The 18082-nt window shown below is 49.8% G+C and carries 14 protein-coding genes; 12 read left to right on the top strand and 2 right to left on the bottom strand.

Translation table 11 applies throughout. The features are described from left to right. Positions 1-91 precede the first annotated feature (91 nt). The 10 genes from spoIIID (at position 92) to NSQ24_RS23945 (ending at position 10965) form a co-directional block, all read left to right on the top strand. Positions 92-376, top strand: a complete 285-nt coding sequence (gene spoIIID / locus NSQ24_RS23990) for a sporulation transcriptional regulator SpoIIID (protein ID WP_003388385.1) — start codon at positions 92-94, stop codon at positions 374-376. Positions 377-492: 116 nt separating this feature from the next. Beyond that, positions 493-1509, top strand: coding sequence for a rod shape-determining protein (locus NSQ24_RS23985; RefSeq protein WP_003388382.1), 1017 nt, complete (start codon positions 493-495; stop codon positions 1507-1509). A 6-nt stretch (positions 1510-1515) separates the two neighbouring features. After that, positions 1516-2439 (top strand): flagellar hook-basal body protein, encoded by a 924-nt coding sequence (locus NSQ24_RS23980; RefSeq protein WP_003388381.1) that lies wholly within the window; start codon positions 1516-1518, stop codon positions 2437-2439. Between the two features lie 17 nt (positions 2440-2456). After that, positions 2457-3272, top strand: coding sequence for a flagellar hook-basal body protein (locus NSQ24_RS23975; protein ID WP_003388380.1), 816 nt, complete (start codon positions 2457-2459; stop codon positions 3270-3272). A 29-nt stretch (positions 3273-3301) separates the two neighbouring features. Then, positions 3302-3550, top strand: a complete 249-nt coding sequence (locus NSQ24_RS23970) for a DNA-directed RNA polymerase subunit beta (RefSeq protein ID WP_003388379.1) — start codon at positions 3302-3304, stop codon at positions 3548-3550. 150 nt (positions 3551-3700) lie between these two features. Then, a complete protein-coding gene (locus NSQ24_RS23965) occupies positions 3701-4225 on the top strand; it encodes a CDP-alcohol phosphatidyltransferase family protein (protein ID WP_031932667.1) in 525 nt (174 codons plus the stop codon). A 170-nt stretch (positions 4226-4395) separates the two neighbouring features. Beyond that, positions 4396-4848 (top strand): 3-hydroxyacyl-ACP dehydratase FabZ, encoded by a 453-nt coding sequence (gene fabZ, locus NSQ24_RS23960; RefSeq protein WP_003388377.1) that lies wholly within the window; start codon positions 4396-4398, stop codon positions 4846-4848. 105 nt (positions 4849-4953) lie between these two features. Continuing rightward, positions 4954-5691 (top strand): WecB/TagA/CpsF family glycosyltransferase, encoded by a 738-nt coding sequence (locus NSQ24_RS23955; protein WP_171506164.1) that lies wholly within the window; start codon positions 4954-4956, stop codon positions 5689-5691. Positions 5692-5718: 27 nt separating this feature from the next. Continuing rightward, positions 5719-6837, top strand: a complete 1119-nt coding sequence (locus NSQ24_RS23950; RefSeq protein ID WP_003388375.1) for an MraY family glycosyltransferase — start codon at positions 5719-5721, stop codon at positions 6835-6837. A 189-nt stretch (positions 6838-7026) separates the two neighbouring features. Next, positions 7027-10965 (top strand): S-layer homology domain-containing protein, encoded by a 3939-nt coding sequence (locus tag NSQ24_RS23945; protein ID WP_231504290.1) that lies wholly within the window; start codon positions 7027-7029, stop codon positions 10963-10965. 49 nt (positions 10966-11014) lie between these two features. Here NSQ24_RS23945 and NSQ24_RS23940 read toward each other — a convergent pair whose 3' ends face one another. After that, positions 11015-11710, bottom strand: a complete 696-nt coding sequence (locus NSQ24_RS23940) for a hypothetical protein (protein WP_279041584.1) — start codon at positions 11708-11710, stop codon at positions 11015-11017. Positions 11711-11947: 237 nt separating this feature from the next. After that, positions 11948-12604: a YigZ family protein gene (locus tag NSQ24_RS23935; protein WP_024983776.1), complete on the bottom strand. Its 657-nt coding sequence runs from the start codon at positions 12602-12604 to the stop codon at positions 11948-11950. A 304-nt stretch (positions 12605-12908) separates the two neighbouring features. Between NSQ24_RS23935 and NSQ24_RS23930 the strand changes: the two genes are divergently transcribed. Both NSQ24_RS23930 and NSQ24_RS23925 read left to right on the top strand, forming a co-directional pair. Continuing rightward, the gene (locus tag NSQ24_RS23930; RefSeq protein ID WP_339166771.1) at positions 12909-14330 is read left to right on the top strand and encodes a TolC family protein; all 1422 of its coding nucleotides are present in this window, start codon (positions 12909-12911) and stop codon (positions 14328-14330) included. Between the two features lie 436 nt (positions 14331-14766). Continuing rightward, positions 14767-17967, top strand: a complete 3201-nt coding sequence (locus NSQ24_RS23925) for an S-layer homology domain-containing protein (protein WP_339166769.1) — start codon at positions 14767-14769, stop codon at positions 17965-17967. The last annotated feature ends 115 nt before the right edge of the window (positions 17968-18082 follow it).

Here is an 18082-nt window from a genome sequence, read left to right as displayed (position 1 = left end):
TGCTGGCTTGTCAGGCTTGGAAACGTAGAATATGTGTCCGCACCCACCCATATATTGTAACAGACAATGTTGAAACAGGGAGGCGAGTAGCGTGCACGATTACATCAAGGAGCGAACCATAAAGATCGGCCGGTATATTGTAGAAACGCGAAATACGGTTCGCATGATCGCCAAAGAGTTCGGTGTTTCCAAGAGCACGGTACACAAGGATCTGACAGAGCGGCTGCCTGAGATAAATCCGGAGTTGGCGAACCAGGTAAAGGAAATATTGGAGTACCACAAGGCGATCCGTCATCTGCGTGGAGGAGAGGCAACCAAGATCAAGTACAAGAGAAGGAGCAAGAAAGTCCGGGTAGAACAGGAGGAAAGCGTATAAAAATATGCAATTCATAAACAATTATTTCCTAAGTCCATAAGAATTTCCTTGTCCTCTCACGTCTAACAGCCTATGATAAGGGGTAGATATGTAACTGGTACAGGGAGGACCTTTTCATGTTTGGCAAAGATATCGGAATCGACCTGGGTACGGCCAATGTCCTGGTTTTTGTAAAGGGCAAAGGCATCGTCCTGGATGAACCTTCTGTCGTGGCAATTGATAATCATACGAAAAAAGTGCTAGCCGTAGGAAATGAGGCTCACCGCATGGTGGGACGTACTCCAGGAAATATCGTGGCGATCCGGCCGTTGCGTGACGGGGTTATTGCCGATTTTGATATCACGGAAGCGATGTTGAAGCACTTTTTGGCCAAGATTGGCGGGAAGCAAATGTTTGCCCGTCCGCGCATCTTGATTTGCTGTCCGACGAACATCACGTCGGTAGAGCAAAAAGCCATTCGTGAAGCGGCTGAGCGCAGCGGCGGTGCACGCGAGGTATTTATCGAAGAAGAACCGAAGGTAGCCGCTGTAGGAGCCGGCATGGAAATTTTCCAGCCATCCGGCAACATGGTAGTGGATATCGGCGGAGGTACAACGGATGTAGCGGTACTGTCCATGGGCGATATCGTCACATCTTCCTCCATTAAGGTTGCGGGCGACAAATTTGACATGGCCATCATGAGATACATAAAAACGAAATACAAGCTGCTGATCGGGGAACGTACGTCTGAAGATATCAAAATGCAAATCGGTACGGTTTCCGGCGGACGCCAGGACGAAATGGATATTCGCGGCAGGGATATGGTAAGCGGGTTGCCTCAAACCATTACCATTCGCTCGCACGAAGTCCAGGAAGCCCTGGCTGAGTCGGTTAGCGCAATTGTACAAGCATCCAAATCTGTTTTGGAACGAACACCTCCGGAGCTTTCTGCCGATATTATTGATAAGGGAGTTTTCCTGACTGGAGGAGGCGCGCTTCTGCATGGATTCGACCAGCTGCTGGCGGACGAGTTGAAAGTACCGGTGCTCGTAGCGGAAGATCCGATGATGTGCGTCGCCAAAGGAACCGGCATGATGCTGGACTATCTGGACAAAGTGCCGGCATATCGGAAGAAAAAGTTTTTCGGGAGGTAATGCCGTGTGATCAGAGGCTTGTATACAGCCGCATCGGGCATGTTGTCTTTGCAGAGAAAACAGGATTCGCTGGCCAACAATCTGGCTAACATCAATACGCCTGGCTACAAGCAGGACGTGGGCGTCATGCGCGCTTTCCCCGAGCAGCTCCTGTCTCGCATCCGCGATCAGGAAGGACCTGATATTCAGGGGATGCCGCAAATGGGTGGACAAGCAGTCCCGATCGGTCGTCTGCATACGGGTGTGTACATGTCGGAGGCGCTTCCTGTGTTTCGCCAGGGGGATATCGCCGAGACGCGCGATCCGTACGATGTCGCGCTCATGGACAACATCCAGCCGGATGAAGAAGGCAACGAGCGCCGCCTGTTCTTCAGCGTAGCGAGACTGGCTGATCCCGCTACGGATACAGCAGAGCCTGAGCAGCTGCGATACACCCGCAACGGCAACTGGAGCGTCAATGCAGACGGCTATCTGGTGACGCCAGACGGCTATTATGTGCTGAATAATGAGAATCAGGCGATCCGTGTCAACGATCCGGACTTTCCTGATCAGAGTGCGGGCCATACGCTGGAGATTACCGCCAACGGTGCGCTCTTTTATCGAAATGATGCTGGCGAACAGGTGCCGTTGAACGATCAAAGCCTGGGCATAAAAGTGCTGACCAATCCACAGCAAATGGTGAGGGAAGGAACCAACGTCTACCGCTACACAGGCGAGGGACAACCGGCAAATGTGGGCGATGACCCGGAAAATACGGGCTTTTACGGCGTGAAGCAAGGCTGGCTGGAACGCTCCAATGTCGATCCTGCCCAGACGATGACGGATATGATGACGGTTCTTCGGGCATACGAGGCGAACCAGCGCATCATTACGACAGTGGATGGCACGATGGAAAAAGCAGCCAATGAAATCGGACGGGTTAACGGGTAAGATAGGAGGAAGAGCGCATGCAATCACTAAACATCTCCACGGCAGCTCTGCGCGGCGTCCAGCAGGCATTGGATAACACGGCCAACAATCTGGCCAACGCCGATACAGTCGGATACAAGCGGCGGACTGCATCGTTTTCCGAGCTTTTGTCAGACTCGATGAACGAGCAGGCCGCAGTAGACAGCAGACAGCGCAATTCTCCGCCCGGTCTGCGCATCGGCAGCGGTTCAAGGCTGGGCTTGACGAAAACGGACGTCTCCCCGGGGAACATGAAGCAGACGGATGTACCGACCGATCTGATGATCGAAGGGGACGGCTATTTCCTGGTCTCTCGTCCGTTTCGCAACGCAAACGGGGAGCTGGACGATGAATACCGTCTGACGCGGAGCGGAGCTTTTCAATTTGCTCAAATGGCTGGGCTGCCCGGGTATGCTCTGGTAACTCCTACAGGCGAGTACCTGGTGGATGAAGTGGGGCTTCCCATCAGCTTTGAGAATCCCGGAGAGCTGACCATTACGCCAGAGGGCGTCGTGTTTTTGGATGGAAATGAAGTGGCGCAGATGCGTCTTTACAAAGTGGACAACCCTGACCAGTTGCAGCAGGTAGGAGACAACCAGCTTCTGGCTCCTGTGCTGGACGACCAGAAGGCACCTGACTTTATGCAGTTTGCCGACGGCCGGATCAAGCAAGGCGCACTGGAAACATCCAATGTCAATGTTCAGGAAGAAATGTCCCAATTGATCAATGTGCAACGGGCCTATCAATTGAATTCCCGTGCGATTGGAATCACCGACCAGATGATGGGGATTGCCAATTCGCTCAGGTCCCGTTAATACACTTTGGCATGTCGGAGGATACGCGAATGGATCAAGGAAAGGGGAAACGTTCCCCGCGTGATGGCCAGGGAGCCGAACAGAGAGAAAGGAAGCGTGTCGGCAGCGCTTGGCAAATAAAGCTCGCCAAGTGGCTGATCGTCCCATTTCTGCTGTTTTTCTCGCTGATCATCGGCCTGGTCATCGGTTACAGCATGGTCGGACACAAGCCGGCGTCAGAAGTGTTTGATATTAACACGTATAAGCATATGTATGATCTGATGTTCTCTGGCACCTAGAAAATACAGACCCCAGCCGCAGGAGGTGTGGGGTATTTTTTTGATCGCTTGCAAGCCATCCCGGCTCTCTTCCGGGGACTTGTTGTGCCCTTTGTCCAAAGAGTATAATGGAACAGTGGTAAAAAGGGAGTGACGATTTGATCCGGAGGGATATCCGTGAATCTTCCAAATGCGCTGACCGTTTTTCGCATCGTTCTCATCCCTTTGTATTTGTACGTGTTTTTTCGGGAGTTCCCGTTTCATATTGAGGTTGCCCTCGGCATCTTGATTCTCGCGGGAGTGACTGACATTGCAGATGGATACATCGCGCGAAAGCACAAGCTTGTAACGACGTTTGGGACGATGATGGACCCGCTTGCAGACAAGCTGATGATGATGGCAGTGATCGCTTCATTGTTTTTAACAGAGCGGATCAGTGTATGGGCCGCCCTGTTTTTCTTTGCTCGCGACGCCGGAATGATCGTGGCATCGGCCTTTTTCCACTTCCGTGGGAAAAAGACAGTGCCAGCCAATGCGTTTGGCAAAATAACGACGGTCTTGTTTTACATCGCGTTCCCGATGGTCATGTACAGGTTTCAGTACGGCGAGCTTATCCTATGGACGGCTATCCTGTTCTCGTTTGTGACCGCCGCCATTTACCTGGTCAAGTTTCGTCTGATGAATCGCGTGTACTAATACAAACCAGGGATGAAAAGAGCACTTCCGCCGCATGTGCAGGAAGTGCCCCTCTATCTTAACCCCGATCTCCCCATGTGGAAGATAGGGGGTTGTCTTTATTCTCAGTTTCGAGTATGTTCTTCATGCATGGCATGAGTGATATAAAGAATGGAAATGGAGCGTTGTTTATGGAATTTCAATTGCCTTTGGACGTAACAGACATTCAATCGATTATCCCCCATCGCTATCCTTTTTTATTGGTGGACAAGGTTACCGAGCTGGAGTCGGGGAAGCGGGCAGTCGGGTTAAAAAACGTTACGGTAAACGAGCCGTTTTTCCAAGGTCATTTCCCGGGCTACCCGGTCATGCCAGGTGTGCTGATCGTCGAAGCGCTGGCCCAGGTAGGAGCCGTCGCGGTACTGAGCATGGAGGAAAACAGAGGCAAAATCGCCTTTTTTGCCGGAATCGACGAATTTCGCTTCAAGGATCAGGTCAAGCCGGGCGATACCCTGACACTTGAGGTCGAATTGACGCGAGTGCGCGGCTCGATCGGCAAGGGACACGGAACAGCCAAGGTAAACGGCAAGGTCGTGGCTGAGGGCGGACTTCTTTTTGCCCTGTCGGCAGCACAAAAGGACTAGAAAATCGCCCATCTTGTATGTAAGGCCTATTTGGGGTAGAATGGCTAATGTATGTGCAACATTTCTTAGGCGCTCTGCGTCTATCACGTAATGAAGGTGAAAACGTTGACCAAACAGGTCGCAAACATATTGGGTGTGTCGTTTTCTACACGCGGTTTTGACGAGACGGTGGCACATCTTGTCGACCGGATCCGGGAAGGAAAACAGACGCACGTCGTCACGGCCAACCCGGAAATTGTCATGCTGGCGAAGGAAAATCGCTCCTTTCTGAAACTATTGGACCAAGCCTATGTCGTTCCGGACGGGATCGGCATTGTCTATGCGGCCAAGTGGACGGGAGAGCCGATTCGCGAGCGCGTTGCGGGCGTGGAGCTGCTGGAAGCATTGATGGCAGCGGCAGACAGAGAAAAGTGGAAAGTATATCTTTTGGGAGCGTCACCGGAGGTAAACCGGCTGGCAGCGGAAAAGCTGTCCGAGCGGTTTCCGGGGGCGCGCGTCGTCGGGTATCGAGACGGTTATTTTCAACGAGACGAAGAACAAAGAGTCGTGCAAGACATAGCCGAAAAACAGCCCCATCTCCTGTTCGTGGCGATGGGAGCGCCCAGGCAGGACGAATGGATCGCCGCCTACCGCGATCAGCTTCAGGCTACGCTCGCGATGGGAGTCGGAGGCAGCCTTGACGTCATTGCCGGGAAAGTAAAGAGAGCGCCAAAGCTGTGGCAGCGCTTGCATCTGGAGTGGCTGTATCGACTGTTGGCCCAGCCGTCGCGCTGGAGAAGACAGTTGGCTATTCCGCTGTTTGTCTGGACAGTCTTGAAGGAAAAAAGGGGAAGCCGCTCCTGAACGTACCCGTAGAGAGGAGAACAGTCGATGTCTACACTAATCCTCGGATTACTGACTTCGCTGATAGTATCATTTATAGCCACACCATACGTGAAAAAACTGGCGGAATCCATCGGAGCGACAGACACGCCGGACCAGCGCAAGGTTCACAAGCGGATCATGCCGCGACTGGGTGGTCTGGCGATTTATCTCGGATATTTTGTTGCATTTTTCATATTTGTTCCATTTACTACGATGAAAGAAATGCTCGGCATCTTCATCGGCGGTACGATCGTGATGGCGACAGGAATGCTGGATGACAAATACCAGCTCTCTCCCAAGTGGAAGCTGATGGGCCAACTGCTTGCAGCGGCAGTCGTCGTCATTCCGTTTGGCCTCAAAATAGGCGTCGTCAACCTGCCTTATGAGGGCAGCATCGATTTCTCCAGCGGCTGGCTGCTCTGGCTCGGCGTACCGATCACGATCTTCTGGATTGTCGGTGTCACCAACGCCGTCAACCTGATCGACGGCCTGGACGGCCTGTCCGCAGGGGTATCGGCGATCGCGACAGCTACGATGGCCATCGTGGCACTGGTTATGTCCGGCAGCGGCGCGGCGGCTCACTATGACACGATTGCGATTTACTGCTTCGTTCTGCTGGGAGCCATACTCGGCTTTCTCTATTTCAATTTCCATCCGGCCCGTATTTTCATGGGAGACACCGGCTCGCTGTTTTTGGGCTTCAACCTGGCGGCGCTCTCCATCATGGGCTTCAAAGAGGCGCTGTTCGTCTCCTTTATCATCCCCATCGTGGTGCTCGGCGTTCCGCTTTGGGACACGTTTTTCGCCATCGTCCGGCGGATCGTCAACAAAAAGCCGATTTCCAGCCCGGATAAAGGCCATCTGCACCACTGTCTGTTGAACATGGGACTGTCGCACCGCGCGACAGTACTGACGATCTACATGATCAGCATCTTCTTCGGGACGATGGCGATCGTTTTGACAAAAACGACAAAATGGACAACCATCATCGTGATGGTGCTGCTGCTCTTCGCTACCCACATGGCGACAGAGATCGTCGGCCTCGTCGGCCGCCGCCACCGTCCGCTGATCAATACGTATCGCAAGCTGAAGGTGAAGAACGCCGATCAGCGCCGCAGTCACTAGAAATGAATAACGTACGCAAAGCCTCTGCTGGTGGACAGCAGGGGCTTTTTTTCTCCACATTTTTGCAGTTTATCCTTAACCAGATAGAAGATTTTGCCGATAACAGTAAAGACGAGTAAGGCATCCCCTGCACAAAAATTGGCAGGGCCAAATACAGACTATATGGAGAGGTGAAACCTTTTGCAGAAGATGTTCGCTACGATGCGGCAGTGGTTGGCTGTAAGTTTGGCACTGTTACTTGTAGTCAGTGGAGTGCTCCCGTCCATGGCTGCTGCTGCTACTGAGAAACCTGTCATTCTGGAAGATGCGTATAACGGCAAGGGCACAAGCCCTGTGGACGCTTATACGTATGGAAGTTCAAAGATTACCATCAGTGGTACCGTGGGAGCTGGCGTATCCGGCCGGAATTTGCGGGTCAAAATCACTTTGGGGAATGGAACCGAAGTCCCCGGGATGGAAAAAATAACACCGACCGTGTCGGGGAGCCAGTTTACGTTCTATGACATTTCGTTGCAGCCAGGTCTGAACAAGATCAGCTTTTACGAAAATGTGGGCAGTGTGGAAAAAGACCATTTGCAGTTTTACGTGAACTATAACGACACCCCGATCATTGAGGAAATATCTGTTGAGGATACCGAGCTCAATCCGAGTGGAGTCACCTATTATTCTTTGCCTGCCTCGAACCGGATGGTTGTCAATCTCAACGGCAAGGCGTTGAATGCGGATACCGTTGTCGTGGAGAATATCTCCAAGGGCGAGGAAGTTCGCGGTTCGGTCAGCAAAAACACAGGCTTCTTCAGCCTGAAAATTCCTGTCATGTTTGGTGAAAACACGCTTCGCTTCACGGCGTTGAACCAAAACAAAACGGTTGGCGCCATCGAGAGAAAGCTTCTGATTGTCACGACGTCGATCGGTGAAGCCGATTTGCTCTATAATCTCAGCATCAACAATGAGCGGCTGACTCCGGACACAGAGGATGAGGTCGGAAACAACATTGTGAGAGTCGATCCGGCAAGCTCAGCGAACCTGAGTCTGAAATCTTCCGCCTTGCTGCAATACGATACGGCGAATCCGAACAAGCCATTTGATTCAATGTCTTTTGTCATCAAAGAAGACGGGGCTTCGGCGGAAACCTCCTATACGGCTACCATTACAGACAAAAAAGCGTCCAATGACGGTTTTACGCAATACGAACTCAGCGGTAATGTGCCCCAATCGGCATTGGCATCTGGAAAGAAATACACTGTATGGCTTGTTTACAAGTACAAAGAAGACACAGATCCGTCTACAACACCGAGCTCCTTTGAGGTAAAACGGTATCTGTACACCATCAAGACCGTAGAGCAGGATGCGCCGCAGTTTATCTCCGGCAGCTATTTGGGAGCGCCGCTCTCTACTTCCAGGACGAATACTCTGCTGGGAGTGCCTGCAGAACTTCTCGTAACCGGTGAATTTGTTGGCGATTCCAGCAAGTATCAACTCTACCTAAACGAGAATCCACTGGACAGCAGCAACTATGCCCTGAAGGTAGATCCCTTTAAAGATGCATCAGGAAACACGGTTGCAAACAAATATGTGGCAACGATCAGCTTGAAAAATCCCGACGCAGGTACGGGAAATCTAAAAATTGTTTATACAGGCGGAGCTGGCACGTCTGTAATGTATCCGATCAAGTGGCAAATTGCCCCTTACGTACAGCTTACCTACAAAACCGGTTCGCAAGACAACAGCTTTTATGACGGCTTCCAGATCAATAGCGACAGCGATGTACCGACTTTGCACGGACGCGTGTACAACTTTGATCTGAAAGCAAACCCGAGCGATTCTTCCAAGCTGGATAATCTCACTGTGAAGCTGAACGAACAGGACCTAGCCCTTTCGAGTGTCGACGCCGCGAATGGCAAGTTCAGCATTTCAAGTTCAGAGTTGAAGAAGTCGGTCAACGGTTCTTCCATATTGAAAAAGGGTACAAACACCCTGAAAATTACACTGAATCCAACGGCAAAACCGGGAGCTACTCCTGTCGTATTTACCTACAATATCCTGTACATTACGGCCAAGGCTCCCTCCATCGAAGAGGTAAAGCTGTGGGGAATCTTCAATGGGAAGGAAAATGAGCTGACTGGTTCTACCGGCGGAACATACGAAACCGGTGCTGCTTTCTTGAGCAAATTCTCCTTTAAGGTAAAAGATGCCTCCAAGCTCTATGTGGAGAAAAACGGCAAGCGGATTGTGGAATTTGAAAAGGATTCCGGAAGCTGGAAGACGCCAGACCCTGCCAGCAAGGAATACAATGATGCGATTGGCGAGCTTCCGAGCAGTTTGCAGAACTTCTTTGATTCCAGCTACAACATTGACGACAAATCCAGCACGAGCTTCGAAGGGTCGCTATCTTCCTCCAAGTACAATCGCATGCTCGATAAAGTGCAGCAGGCGGTAAAGGGAACAGGCGATCAAAAACTCGAAGAGCAGGAAAAGTACCTGGCGTTGTTGCCGCTGACTCTGCGGAAAAACAACTCGACGGTATACACGATCGTCGCAGAGGATGAAAGCGGTACAGTCGTACGATACAACATCAAGATCAACCAGAGAACAAGCAACTGGGAGGTTTTGAGTCCGGTCAAAGCCAGGTCGACAGACCAGTACATTACTGTAAACAGCAACAGTGCCGTGATCAAGGTTTTCGCTGAAAAAGCGGACAAGGTCATGTTTGGCAAAATCGAAGCGAAAACGAGCAACAGGACTGAACCCGACTTTAGATTCGACCCTGATTTCGCAAAAGCGATACCGGAGACTTATTACGTCTTTACGGCGACTGTCCCGCTGAAAAACGGGTTGAACACGATCAAATTCACGGTTCAGGTAGGGGATACCACCTACAACGACCAGATTCAAATCTTTAATGCGAATTCGACGGTAGATGGTGCAGAATACCGCGAAGTCCTCGGCAAGAAAGTGTCATTCTCGGTATTTAACAAGGGGCTGGAATTGAAGTTCCCTGCAGGAACCGTACTTCTTTCGCCAAGCAATCACCGTGCAGGAGAAGAAGTCAAGAATCCAACCGAAGACATTTTTGTCGATGTACCATTGTATTTTGGTATTGCCGACCGTACCACGGGCCAGGTGAACTTGTCTGGCAGCTCGATGAAGAGCCGACTGGAATTGGATGAGAAGTTCAATTACGCAAGCCCGCTTTACTACATTGACGCTGGCGACGTGAAAAATCCAGGTGGACGAGACCCGTACTATGATGAAGACGATGGAGAAGAATTCAGAGGACGCTATGATGACAACCTCATCCCGAGCCGGGAAGGGACGCTGTCGATTCAATACGACTCTTCCATCGTGAATGCGGCAAACAACATTCTCACCGTTTATTATCACAACGGCTTTGAGTGGAAAAATATCGGGGGCGTTGTAAATACCGGCAAGAAGACCGTTACGGTTCCGTTTAGAGGCTTTGGTTATTACATGGTCATGAAAAACCGCGAGTCCTTCGACGACGTGGTGTTCCATGAATATGCCCGTGACGCGATGGAAACACTCTACTCAAAAGGAATCATGCCGGCATACAGCTACAGCACCTTTGGAGCGAATCGCGATATCACTCGCGGAGAGTTTGCGACCATGCTCGTAAAAGCGATGGATTTGCCGATCAAGGCCGGACCTTACTATGACAGTGATGAAACCGACCCGGTAAACCCGACATTCCTCGATGTCCGTCCGCGACCTGTTCACTGGGATTACGAGTATAAGTACGTGGAAACTGCAGCTCGTGCAGGAATTATTCGCGGGAAGGTGCCCGGATACTTCAGACCGGATGATCCGCTGACCCGTGAAGAAGCTGCGGTGATGATTGCCCGTGCGCTGAATCTGAAAACCGGTACACCGGAGGCTTCGAAGCAAGCTCTGAATAAAATGTTTACGGATGGAAAAGACGTCGGACACTACGCCACGGCTTCCGTCCTGGCCGTAGCAAAAGCAAAACTGATGAATGGCGAGGCCGATGATCCGACCGCCAAAAGACCAACATACAGCTTTAAACCGGCCAACAACCTGACTCGTGCAGAGATGGCCGTTATCACCGTTCGTGTAATGACGCAATTGAAGAAGCTGCCTAAGCAGTAACGTATAAAAGCGGCAACAAACACAAAAAGCTGAAGAGGCGAAATCCTCTTCAGCTTTCTTTATCTCGTCTTTCCTGAATGTATGATTCGAATCTCTCCCGCAGGAGAAACAGCTGTTTTTCATGTTCAAAGACCTTATGTTCCAAAAAAGCGGTCGATTTGTCCGTCTGTTCCCATAATCGCTTCAGCTCAAGCAGATCGGACTGAATCTCGTCCATCCGGGCGTTGCTGTGTCCCACCATTTGGACCAGAGATGCATACATCTCTTCAAGGCTTCCCAGCATGCCATCATGTCGGTCCAATCGTTTCTCGACATTCGCAAACCGCAAGTCCATCTGCTCAAACCGCAAGTCCATCTGCTCAAACCGTTTGTCGATCTGCTCAAACCGCTTGTCTACATCATCAAACCGTCTGTCGATCTGCTCAAACCGCTTGTCTACATCATCAAACCGCCTGTCGATCTGCTCAAACCGCTTGTCTACTTCTTCAAACCGCCTATCGATCTGCTCAAACCGCTTGTCTACGTCATCAAAGCGCCTATCGATCTGCTCAAACCGCTTGTCTACTTCTTCAAACCGCCTATCGATCTGCTCAAACCGCTTGTCTACTTCTTCAAATCGCCTATCGATCTGCTCAAACCGCTTGTCTACTTCTTCAAATCGCCTATCAATCGCTTGAAAACCATGCTCCATCCTCTCGCCGAGTGCTTCCAGCTTGTCAAACAGCTCATCCAATGACCTGCCCACCGTCATTCCCCCCGATTGTTTGGATAGTATGGGTTCCTGCACTTGTCTCTCTATATTAATAGAAGAAAGAGGAGGGCAACAAGGTAAAATGAGTTTAGCAAAACTGTAATCAGCCCCAGCCCATCAAGTGAAATGACGTCAAAGCTCTGTCTGTAGTCTTTCTATCCAGATGGTTTACATCTAAGCGGTTAACCCGGACAAGCTGATTGACCCGCAACAAACCAATCCAACCGCACCTTAAACATCTTCCGACCCGACAGCCTCCACAGGGACTTCCACATACTCTTTTTCGCCGAGAACAATATGCGCCTGGCCATTCGTCACATCCGTCAAGTGCGCTACAAAATCGTCCTGCTCACCGTCCGGAATCAACACATGCACGGTGACCTTGTCCGTATAGTCTGTCCCGACGACTCGCTGCTGGCCGATCCGCAGCTCGTTTTCGACCTTGCCCCACCAGGTGTAGTCGACACTGACGGAGATTTTCTGATGAAGCGTATGGACGACGATTCCGGCCGCTTTCAGCGCGATCACCGTGCCTGCCGTATAGGCGCGGACCAGACCGCCGGCACCCAGCTTGATCCCGCCGAAATAACGAGTCACGACGACGGCGGTATCCTTTACCCCATTTTTCTTGATGCATTCCAAAATAGGCTTGCCAGCCGTTCCGCTCGGCTCTCCATCGTCGCTGGAGCGCTGGATCTGATCGTTCTCCCCGATGACAAAAGCCGAACAGTTATGGGTCGCATCCCAATGCTTTTTTTTAATCATAGCGATAAATGCCGCAGCTTCTTCTTCGCTGGTGACGCGCTGCGCATATCCGATAAAACGGGAGCGCTCGATGACAATCTCGTCTTCCCCGTATCCCGCAATCGTTTTGTACTGTTGTAGCATGCTCTTTCACCTCAAGGATAAGAATAGCATGTCCGCCAAAGGTTTTCGAATAGTGGATGGCAAACACGCTATATAGATGAAATTTTTCGGCGACTTAAACGTAGTAACACGAGATGGCAGGTGTGATAAACGGGGGGAGGGGTGCATATAGATGGCAAGGTGCAATGATAAGGTGAAAGATTTGGAAACTGGCGATTCTTCGTGTACGAAACATTATTCGGTGTGATATAGTGTTGGTGGGACAAACTGTAAGCTTCCTGCTAGTGAAAACATTATGAATCCAGGCAAAAAGGAGTGGAAAAGAATGAACTTTCCATATTCATCGAAGAAATGGCTGACGCTTTCCATAGCGGCCGTCATGGCGACCTCGATCGGTGTAGGTGCAGTCGCTTCCGAAAGCGGAACAGCAGCTCCTGCTTCGCAAACACAAGGAAGTCAGCAGAATGACAAAGCGACGACTGCAGCAACTGCGGACAACAGCAAGGCAGATGCGAACAAGACAGACGCAACAAAAGCGGATACCGCCGCAACGGAAGACAAAGCGGCTGCGAACGGTACGGCAGACGCAAAGGCAACAGAAACAAAGGCAACAGAAACAAAGGCAACAGACGCCAAAAATACATCGACTACAAGCACAACTGGCACGACAAACACAACTACGACTACAAACACCAGCACCACGAATAATACACCTGCAGCAGATTCCACTGCGTCTGACCAGATGACTCTGGCCAAAGCGATCGAACTGGCGATGCAGAACAACTCCAAGATCCTTACAGCCCGTCTGGAAGCGAAAAGCGCAGATATTAACCAATCGCTGTCTTATGCCACGACCTCCGCGATCACAGCCGATATGATGGACAGTTCTCTGGATGCGGAGAAACAGAAAAAAATGACCCGGGCTCAGGCAGATCTGACTACAAAGCTGAATGACTTAGCGGTAAAGGTGACAGAGAGTCAGGTCAAGCTGGGAGTCCAGCAGGCTTACTACAATCTGCTGCATGCAGAGGCGGACCTGAACCTGAAAAAGCAAAGCCTGAACCGTGCGCAGACCCAGCTGAAAGTAGCAAAAGCGGCATTTGATGTAGGAACCAAGGCCAAGACCGATATTCTCCAGGCCGAGATGGGGGTAGCCGGCGCACAGGCGGCTCTGGCAGCTGCGGAAAACACCGTGGAAATCAACCGGATGAAATTCAATGAAATCATCGGCGTAGATGTCAACAAGAAGTGGAAGCTGGCTCCGGAGAACAAACAGGTAGCCGCTCCTACGCTTACTTTGCAGCAGGCGCAGGAAAAAGCGCTCGCCCAGCGTATTGAGGTGCAGCAAAAAGCTGGAGAGCTGGATCTCGCCCAACTGAACGTAAGACTCTTCGAAGAGTGGTCTCTGAGCTCTACCTATCAAGGCCGGATTGCCCGCAACAACGTGGAAAAAGCCAAGCTGGCCATCGATGAGCAAAACCGTCAGATCAAGATGGAGGTAGCCGAAAACTACCTCACGCTGAATGCAGCCAAGGTCGCGATCGATTTCAAGAAAAAAGCGCAGGAAGCGGCAGCAGAAAGCTATCGTCTGACCAACCTTCGCTTTGAAAACGGTCTGGCTACGACGCTGGAAGTGATCCAGGCTGAAGAAGAGTACTCCGACAGGGAAAATCAATACCTGGAGGCCATCCGCAACTACAATCTGGCGGTAGTGAACTTCGAGAATGCCCTCGGAGTGGGCAAGTAGCCAAGAGCTGTAAGTTGACCGGAAAAATGGAAAAAGGTTCACTGGTGACAGCCCGCCCAACCTGCTCTATAATACGAATTGTGGCGGATGTCACCATATACATAATGAAGTGAAAGTGCGACCACAAAAATTTTTAAAAACTTTTTTCGAAGGCACCGCAACTTTTTGCGAGCTGAGGCGTTTAATAGGATGTCACACGAAATACGGGGAATTGTGTAAAAAAGATTCACGAATTCTAGCACCTGTGATACACTAGGGATTGTTGCATTTACACAATACTGAATATACTAGAACTTTCACACTGAAAAAGCGGAGCAATCCTGCGAAAGGAGGTGAAACGCGCTTGCAGGATTCGGGCTCAAAAAAGAAAGATAGATTACTAAATAATATTCCCCAAGAACAATTTGTTTGTACTAGAGGAGGAGAACCCAAGGTTATGAAAAAGGTTGTTAACAGCGTACTGGCTAGTGCACTCGCACTGACTGTTGCTCCTATGGTAGTGGGCGCAGAAGAAGCAACTCAAACAGACACCACGAAAACAGAAGCTCCTAAGATGGATGCTGAACTTCAGAAGGTTGTAAACCGACTGAATGCACTGGGTGTTGTACAAGGTTATGGCGATGGCGATTTCAAAGTTGATCAAACAATCAACCGCGCTGAGTTCGCTACCCTGATCACTCGTATCCGTGGACTGGAGCAAGGTGCAAAATTTGCTCAATACCAATCCACTTTCACTGACGTAAACTCTTCTGACTGGTTTGCTGGTTTCGTAAACGTAGCATCCGGCCAAGAGATCATCAAAGGTTTCCCGGACAAATCCTTCAAACCTAAAAACGATGTTACTTACGCAGAAGCAGTAACCATGCTGATCCGCGCTCTGGGCTATGAGCCATCTGTTAAAGGCGTATGGCCAAACAACATGATCGCGAAAGCTTCCGAGCTGAACATCGCGAAAAGCATCACTGCTCCTAACAACGCAGCAACTCGCGGCGACATCTTCAAAATGATCGACAACGCTCTCCGCGTAAAACTGATGGAGCAACAAGATTACGGAGTTAACTTCAACTTCCAAATCACCAACGAAACTCTTCTGACTCGCTACATGAAAGTGAAAGTTCGCGACATGGAGTGGGCGAAAGACGAGAAGAACGGTGCACAAGATCTGCCGATCGTAACAAACGTACCAGTTATCGGTCTGGGCACTCTGAAAGCTAACGAAGTTTCCTTGAACGGTAAAAATGCTGGCCTGGGATCTTCTACTTACAAAGTAGCTGACGGTATCAACCCGAACGAATTCGATGGTCAACACGTACAAGTGTGGATCAAAGACGATAAAGAAAACACCATCGTTTGGATGGAAGGCTCCGAAGACGAAGAAGTAATCATGGATCGTCTGGGCACTTTCTACTTCAACGATCGTGAAATCAAAAACGGTAACACTGATGACATCAAGAAAGACAGCGATCTCGAAGATCTGGAAATCGAACTTGATGGCAACGGCAAAACCTACCGTTTCAACAAAGACACCAAAGTTACTTACAACTTCAAGCCTTACAGCGATGCTACCAAAGGTATCAAGGACATCATCGCTGCAAACGATGGCTGGACTTTCTCCGCAAAAGTAGTACTGGATGAGAAAGATGAAATCAGCTACATCCACGTAATCGACGACCAAACCTTCAACGCTACAAAAGAAGGCGTGAAGTACGGTTCCAAAGTTATCGAGAAAATCGATGTTGACAAGAAGAAAATCACCAACCTGAATGGCGGTTCTTTCACCAAGCTGGCTGATCTGGACGAAGGAAAAGACTTCCTCGTATTCCGCGACAACAAGCCTGCTAAACTGGCTGACCTGAAGCCTATGGACGTATACAGCGTTTACTATGCTGACGGTAAGAAAGAAAAACTGCTGGTATTCGCTACTAGCACTGTAGTTGAAGGTAAAGTAGACAAAGTCGTTATTCGTTCCGATTCCGACAACCGTCTGACTATCGGCGACAAGACTTACCGTTTCCGTAAAGGTTCTACTTTCTCCGACAACCAAAACAAAGACATCACTGTCCTGGAAGATGGAACTTGGGATAAAATCCGCGACCTGGATGGCGAAAGCGTAAAACTGTACCTGGATGCTTCTGGCCGTATCCGCCACATCGAAACTGGTGACAACGTAAGCGATCGCCGTTTCAAAGCTATCCTGACTACAAAAGCAGAACTGAGCCGTGGTAAGTACGAATTCAGCATCATCGGTCAAAACGGCAAAAAATACGATCTGGCTCTGAAACCAGACAAGATTTACATGAAAGATGGTAAATCTTACGAGAAGAACAAAAAAGAAGACGAAATCCTAAAAGACTTCGTGCCAAACAAAAACGGAGACAAAATCCTGCTGCTCGAAGTAACGTTGGATGCTAAAGGCGAAGCAGAAAAAGTTAAAGTTCTCCCAACCAACATGAAATACCTGGAAGGCAATGCTTGGGATAACAAAGCAGACGAAGATGACGACATGCTCGACGGCTACGAAGTAGTCTCCGACACAGCGATCTTCGATATGACTGGCGAAATCCGCGGCACTCAAAGCGAACTGAAGAACCCTCGTATTGCTAAGTTCAGCAACATCGCGAAGAAAAAAGACCTCAAAGTTTACTACTCGATCAACGAAGATGAAGAAGTTGATGCAATCTTCGTTATCGAAGGTGACGGACTGGGCGGCGATGTGAAATACGGTCAAGTTCTGGATCTTTCTTCCGCAGGCGATGGCTATATTAAGCTGATCACCAAAGATAAAGATGACAAGCTGACTACAGTTGAGTACAAACTCGACGGCGATTACGATGACCTTCTCGATGCAGGCATTCGTCGCGGCGACTTCATCGCTTACAGCTTGAACACTGAAGATGAAGTAATCGTTGATGACGTTGTTGAAGTAGTAGACCGTGCAGACGATATCGAAACTGCTGATTTCTTCGGCGATGGCAAATACAAACCAGCAACAGACGAACAACTGAAAAGTGCAAACCTGCATGAGTTGAACGTTGCTCAAGTAACTGACGTTACTTCCAGCCGCATCACTTATGAATACAAAGATTCAAAAGGTGAAAAGCAAACTCAATACTTCGCTGTTAACAGCAAAACTGCCTACATCGACGCTGGAGAACTCGAAGAAACTGACGGCGTAGAAGAAGGCGACTACATCATCCTGGTTGAAACTGACGACGATGGTAACAAGTACGACTACGTACTGATCGTAACCAACGAAGATGACTTCAAACGTGAATACACGAAAGAAGAGCGTGAAACAATCCTGAAAGACTTCTTCGCTCAAGCTAACTACGATGTGAAAAAACCTGGTGACGGCGATGGCGAAGTTAAAGACATCCTGGATGAAGAATCCCTGGAAGCGGTTGTTAGCACCATCTTCGACGACACCATTGGTAAGTACGTGATCTCCGGTAAAGGTGAAAAAGGCGCTACTATCAAGGTAACTGTTGGTGAATTCGAAAAGACAGCTACTGTTGCAAATGACGGTACTTTCAAAGTAACTGTTCTGGGCGAACCAGGAGCAACTGAGTACACCATCGAAGCTACTCTGGAAGGCCAAAAGTCCGAGAAGCACACAATCAAATTCGACACGAAGTAAGAATATCTACAGTTTCCAAGGGAACTGACTGATCCTCTTCAAGTGTTAACCTGTTTGGCATGAATGACCTGGGGCAGGGGGAAGTCCCTCTGCCCTGTCATTCCATGTAAGCCAA

The sequence above is a fragment of the Brevibacillus sp. FSL L8-0520 genome (assembly GCF_037963895.1).
GTDB classification, from domain to species: domain Bacteria; phylum Bacillota; class Bacilli; order Brevibacillales; family Brevibacillaceae; genus Brevibacillus; species Brevibacillus borstelensis.
The sequence above is the reverse complement of the archived record's forward strand: the minus strand, read 5'-3'. Positions and strand labels throughout refer to the sequence as shown.

Excerpts from the sequence above, each read along its gene's own strand:
- NSQ24_RS23985 (WP_003388382.1), top strand. The coding sequence starts at position 493 with ATGTTTGGCAAAGATATCGGAATCGACCTGGGTACGGCCAATGTCCTG.
- NSQ24_RS23975 (WP_003388380.1), top strand. The coding sequence starts at position 2,457 with ATGCAATCACTAAACATCTCCACGGCAGCTCTGCGCGGCGTCCAGCAG.
- NSQ24_RS23970 (WP_003388379.1), top strand. The coding sequence starts at position 3,302 with ATGGATCAAGGAAAGGGGAAACGTTCCCCGCGTGATGGCCAGGGAGCC.
- fabZ (WP_003388377.1), top strand. The coding sequence starts at position 4,396 with ATGGAATTTCAATTGCCTTTGGACGTAACAGACATTCAATCGATTATC.
- NSQ24_RS23950 (WP_003388375.1), top strand. The coding sequence starts at position 5,719 with ATGTCTACACTAATCCTCGGATTACTGACTTCGCTGATAGTATCATTT.
- NSQ24_RS23945 (WP_231504290.1), top strand. The coding sequence starts at position 7,027 with ATGTTCGCTACGATGCGGCAGTGGTTGGCTGTAAGTTTGGCACTGTTA.
- NSQ24_RS23935 (WP_024983776.1), bottom strand. The coding sequence starts at position 12,604 with ATGCTACAACAGTACAAAACGATTGCGGGATACGGGGAAGACGAGATT.
- NSQ24_RS23930 (WP_339166771.1), top strand. The coding sequence starts at position 12,909 with ATGAACTTTCCATATTCATCGAAGAAATGGCTGACGCTTTCCATAGCG.
- NSQ24_RS23925 (WP_339166769.1), top strand. The coding sequence starts at position 14,767 with ATGAAAAAGGTTGTTAACAGCGTACTGGCTAGTGCACTCGCACTGACT.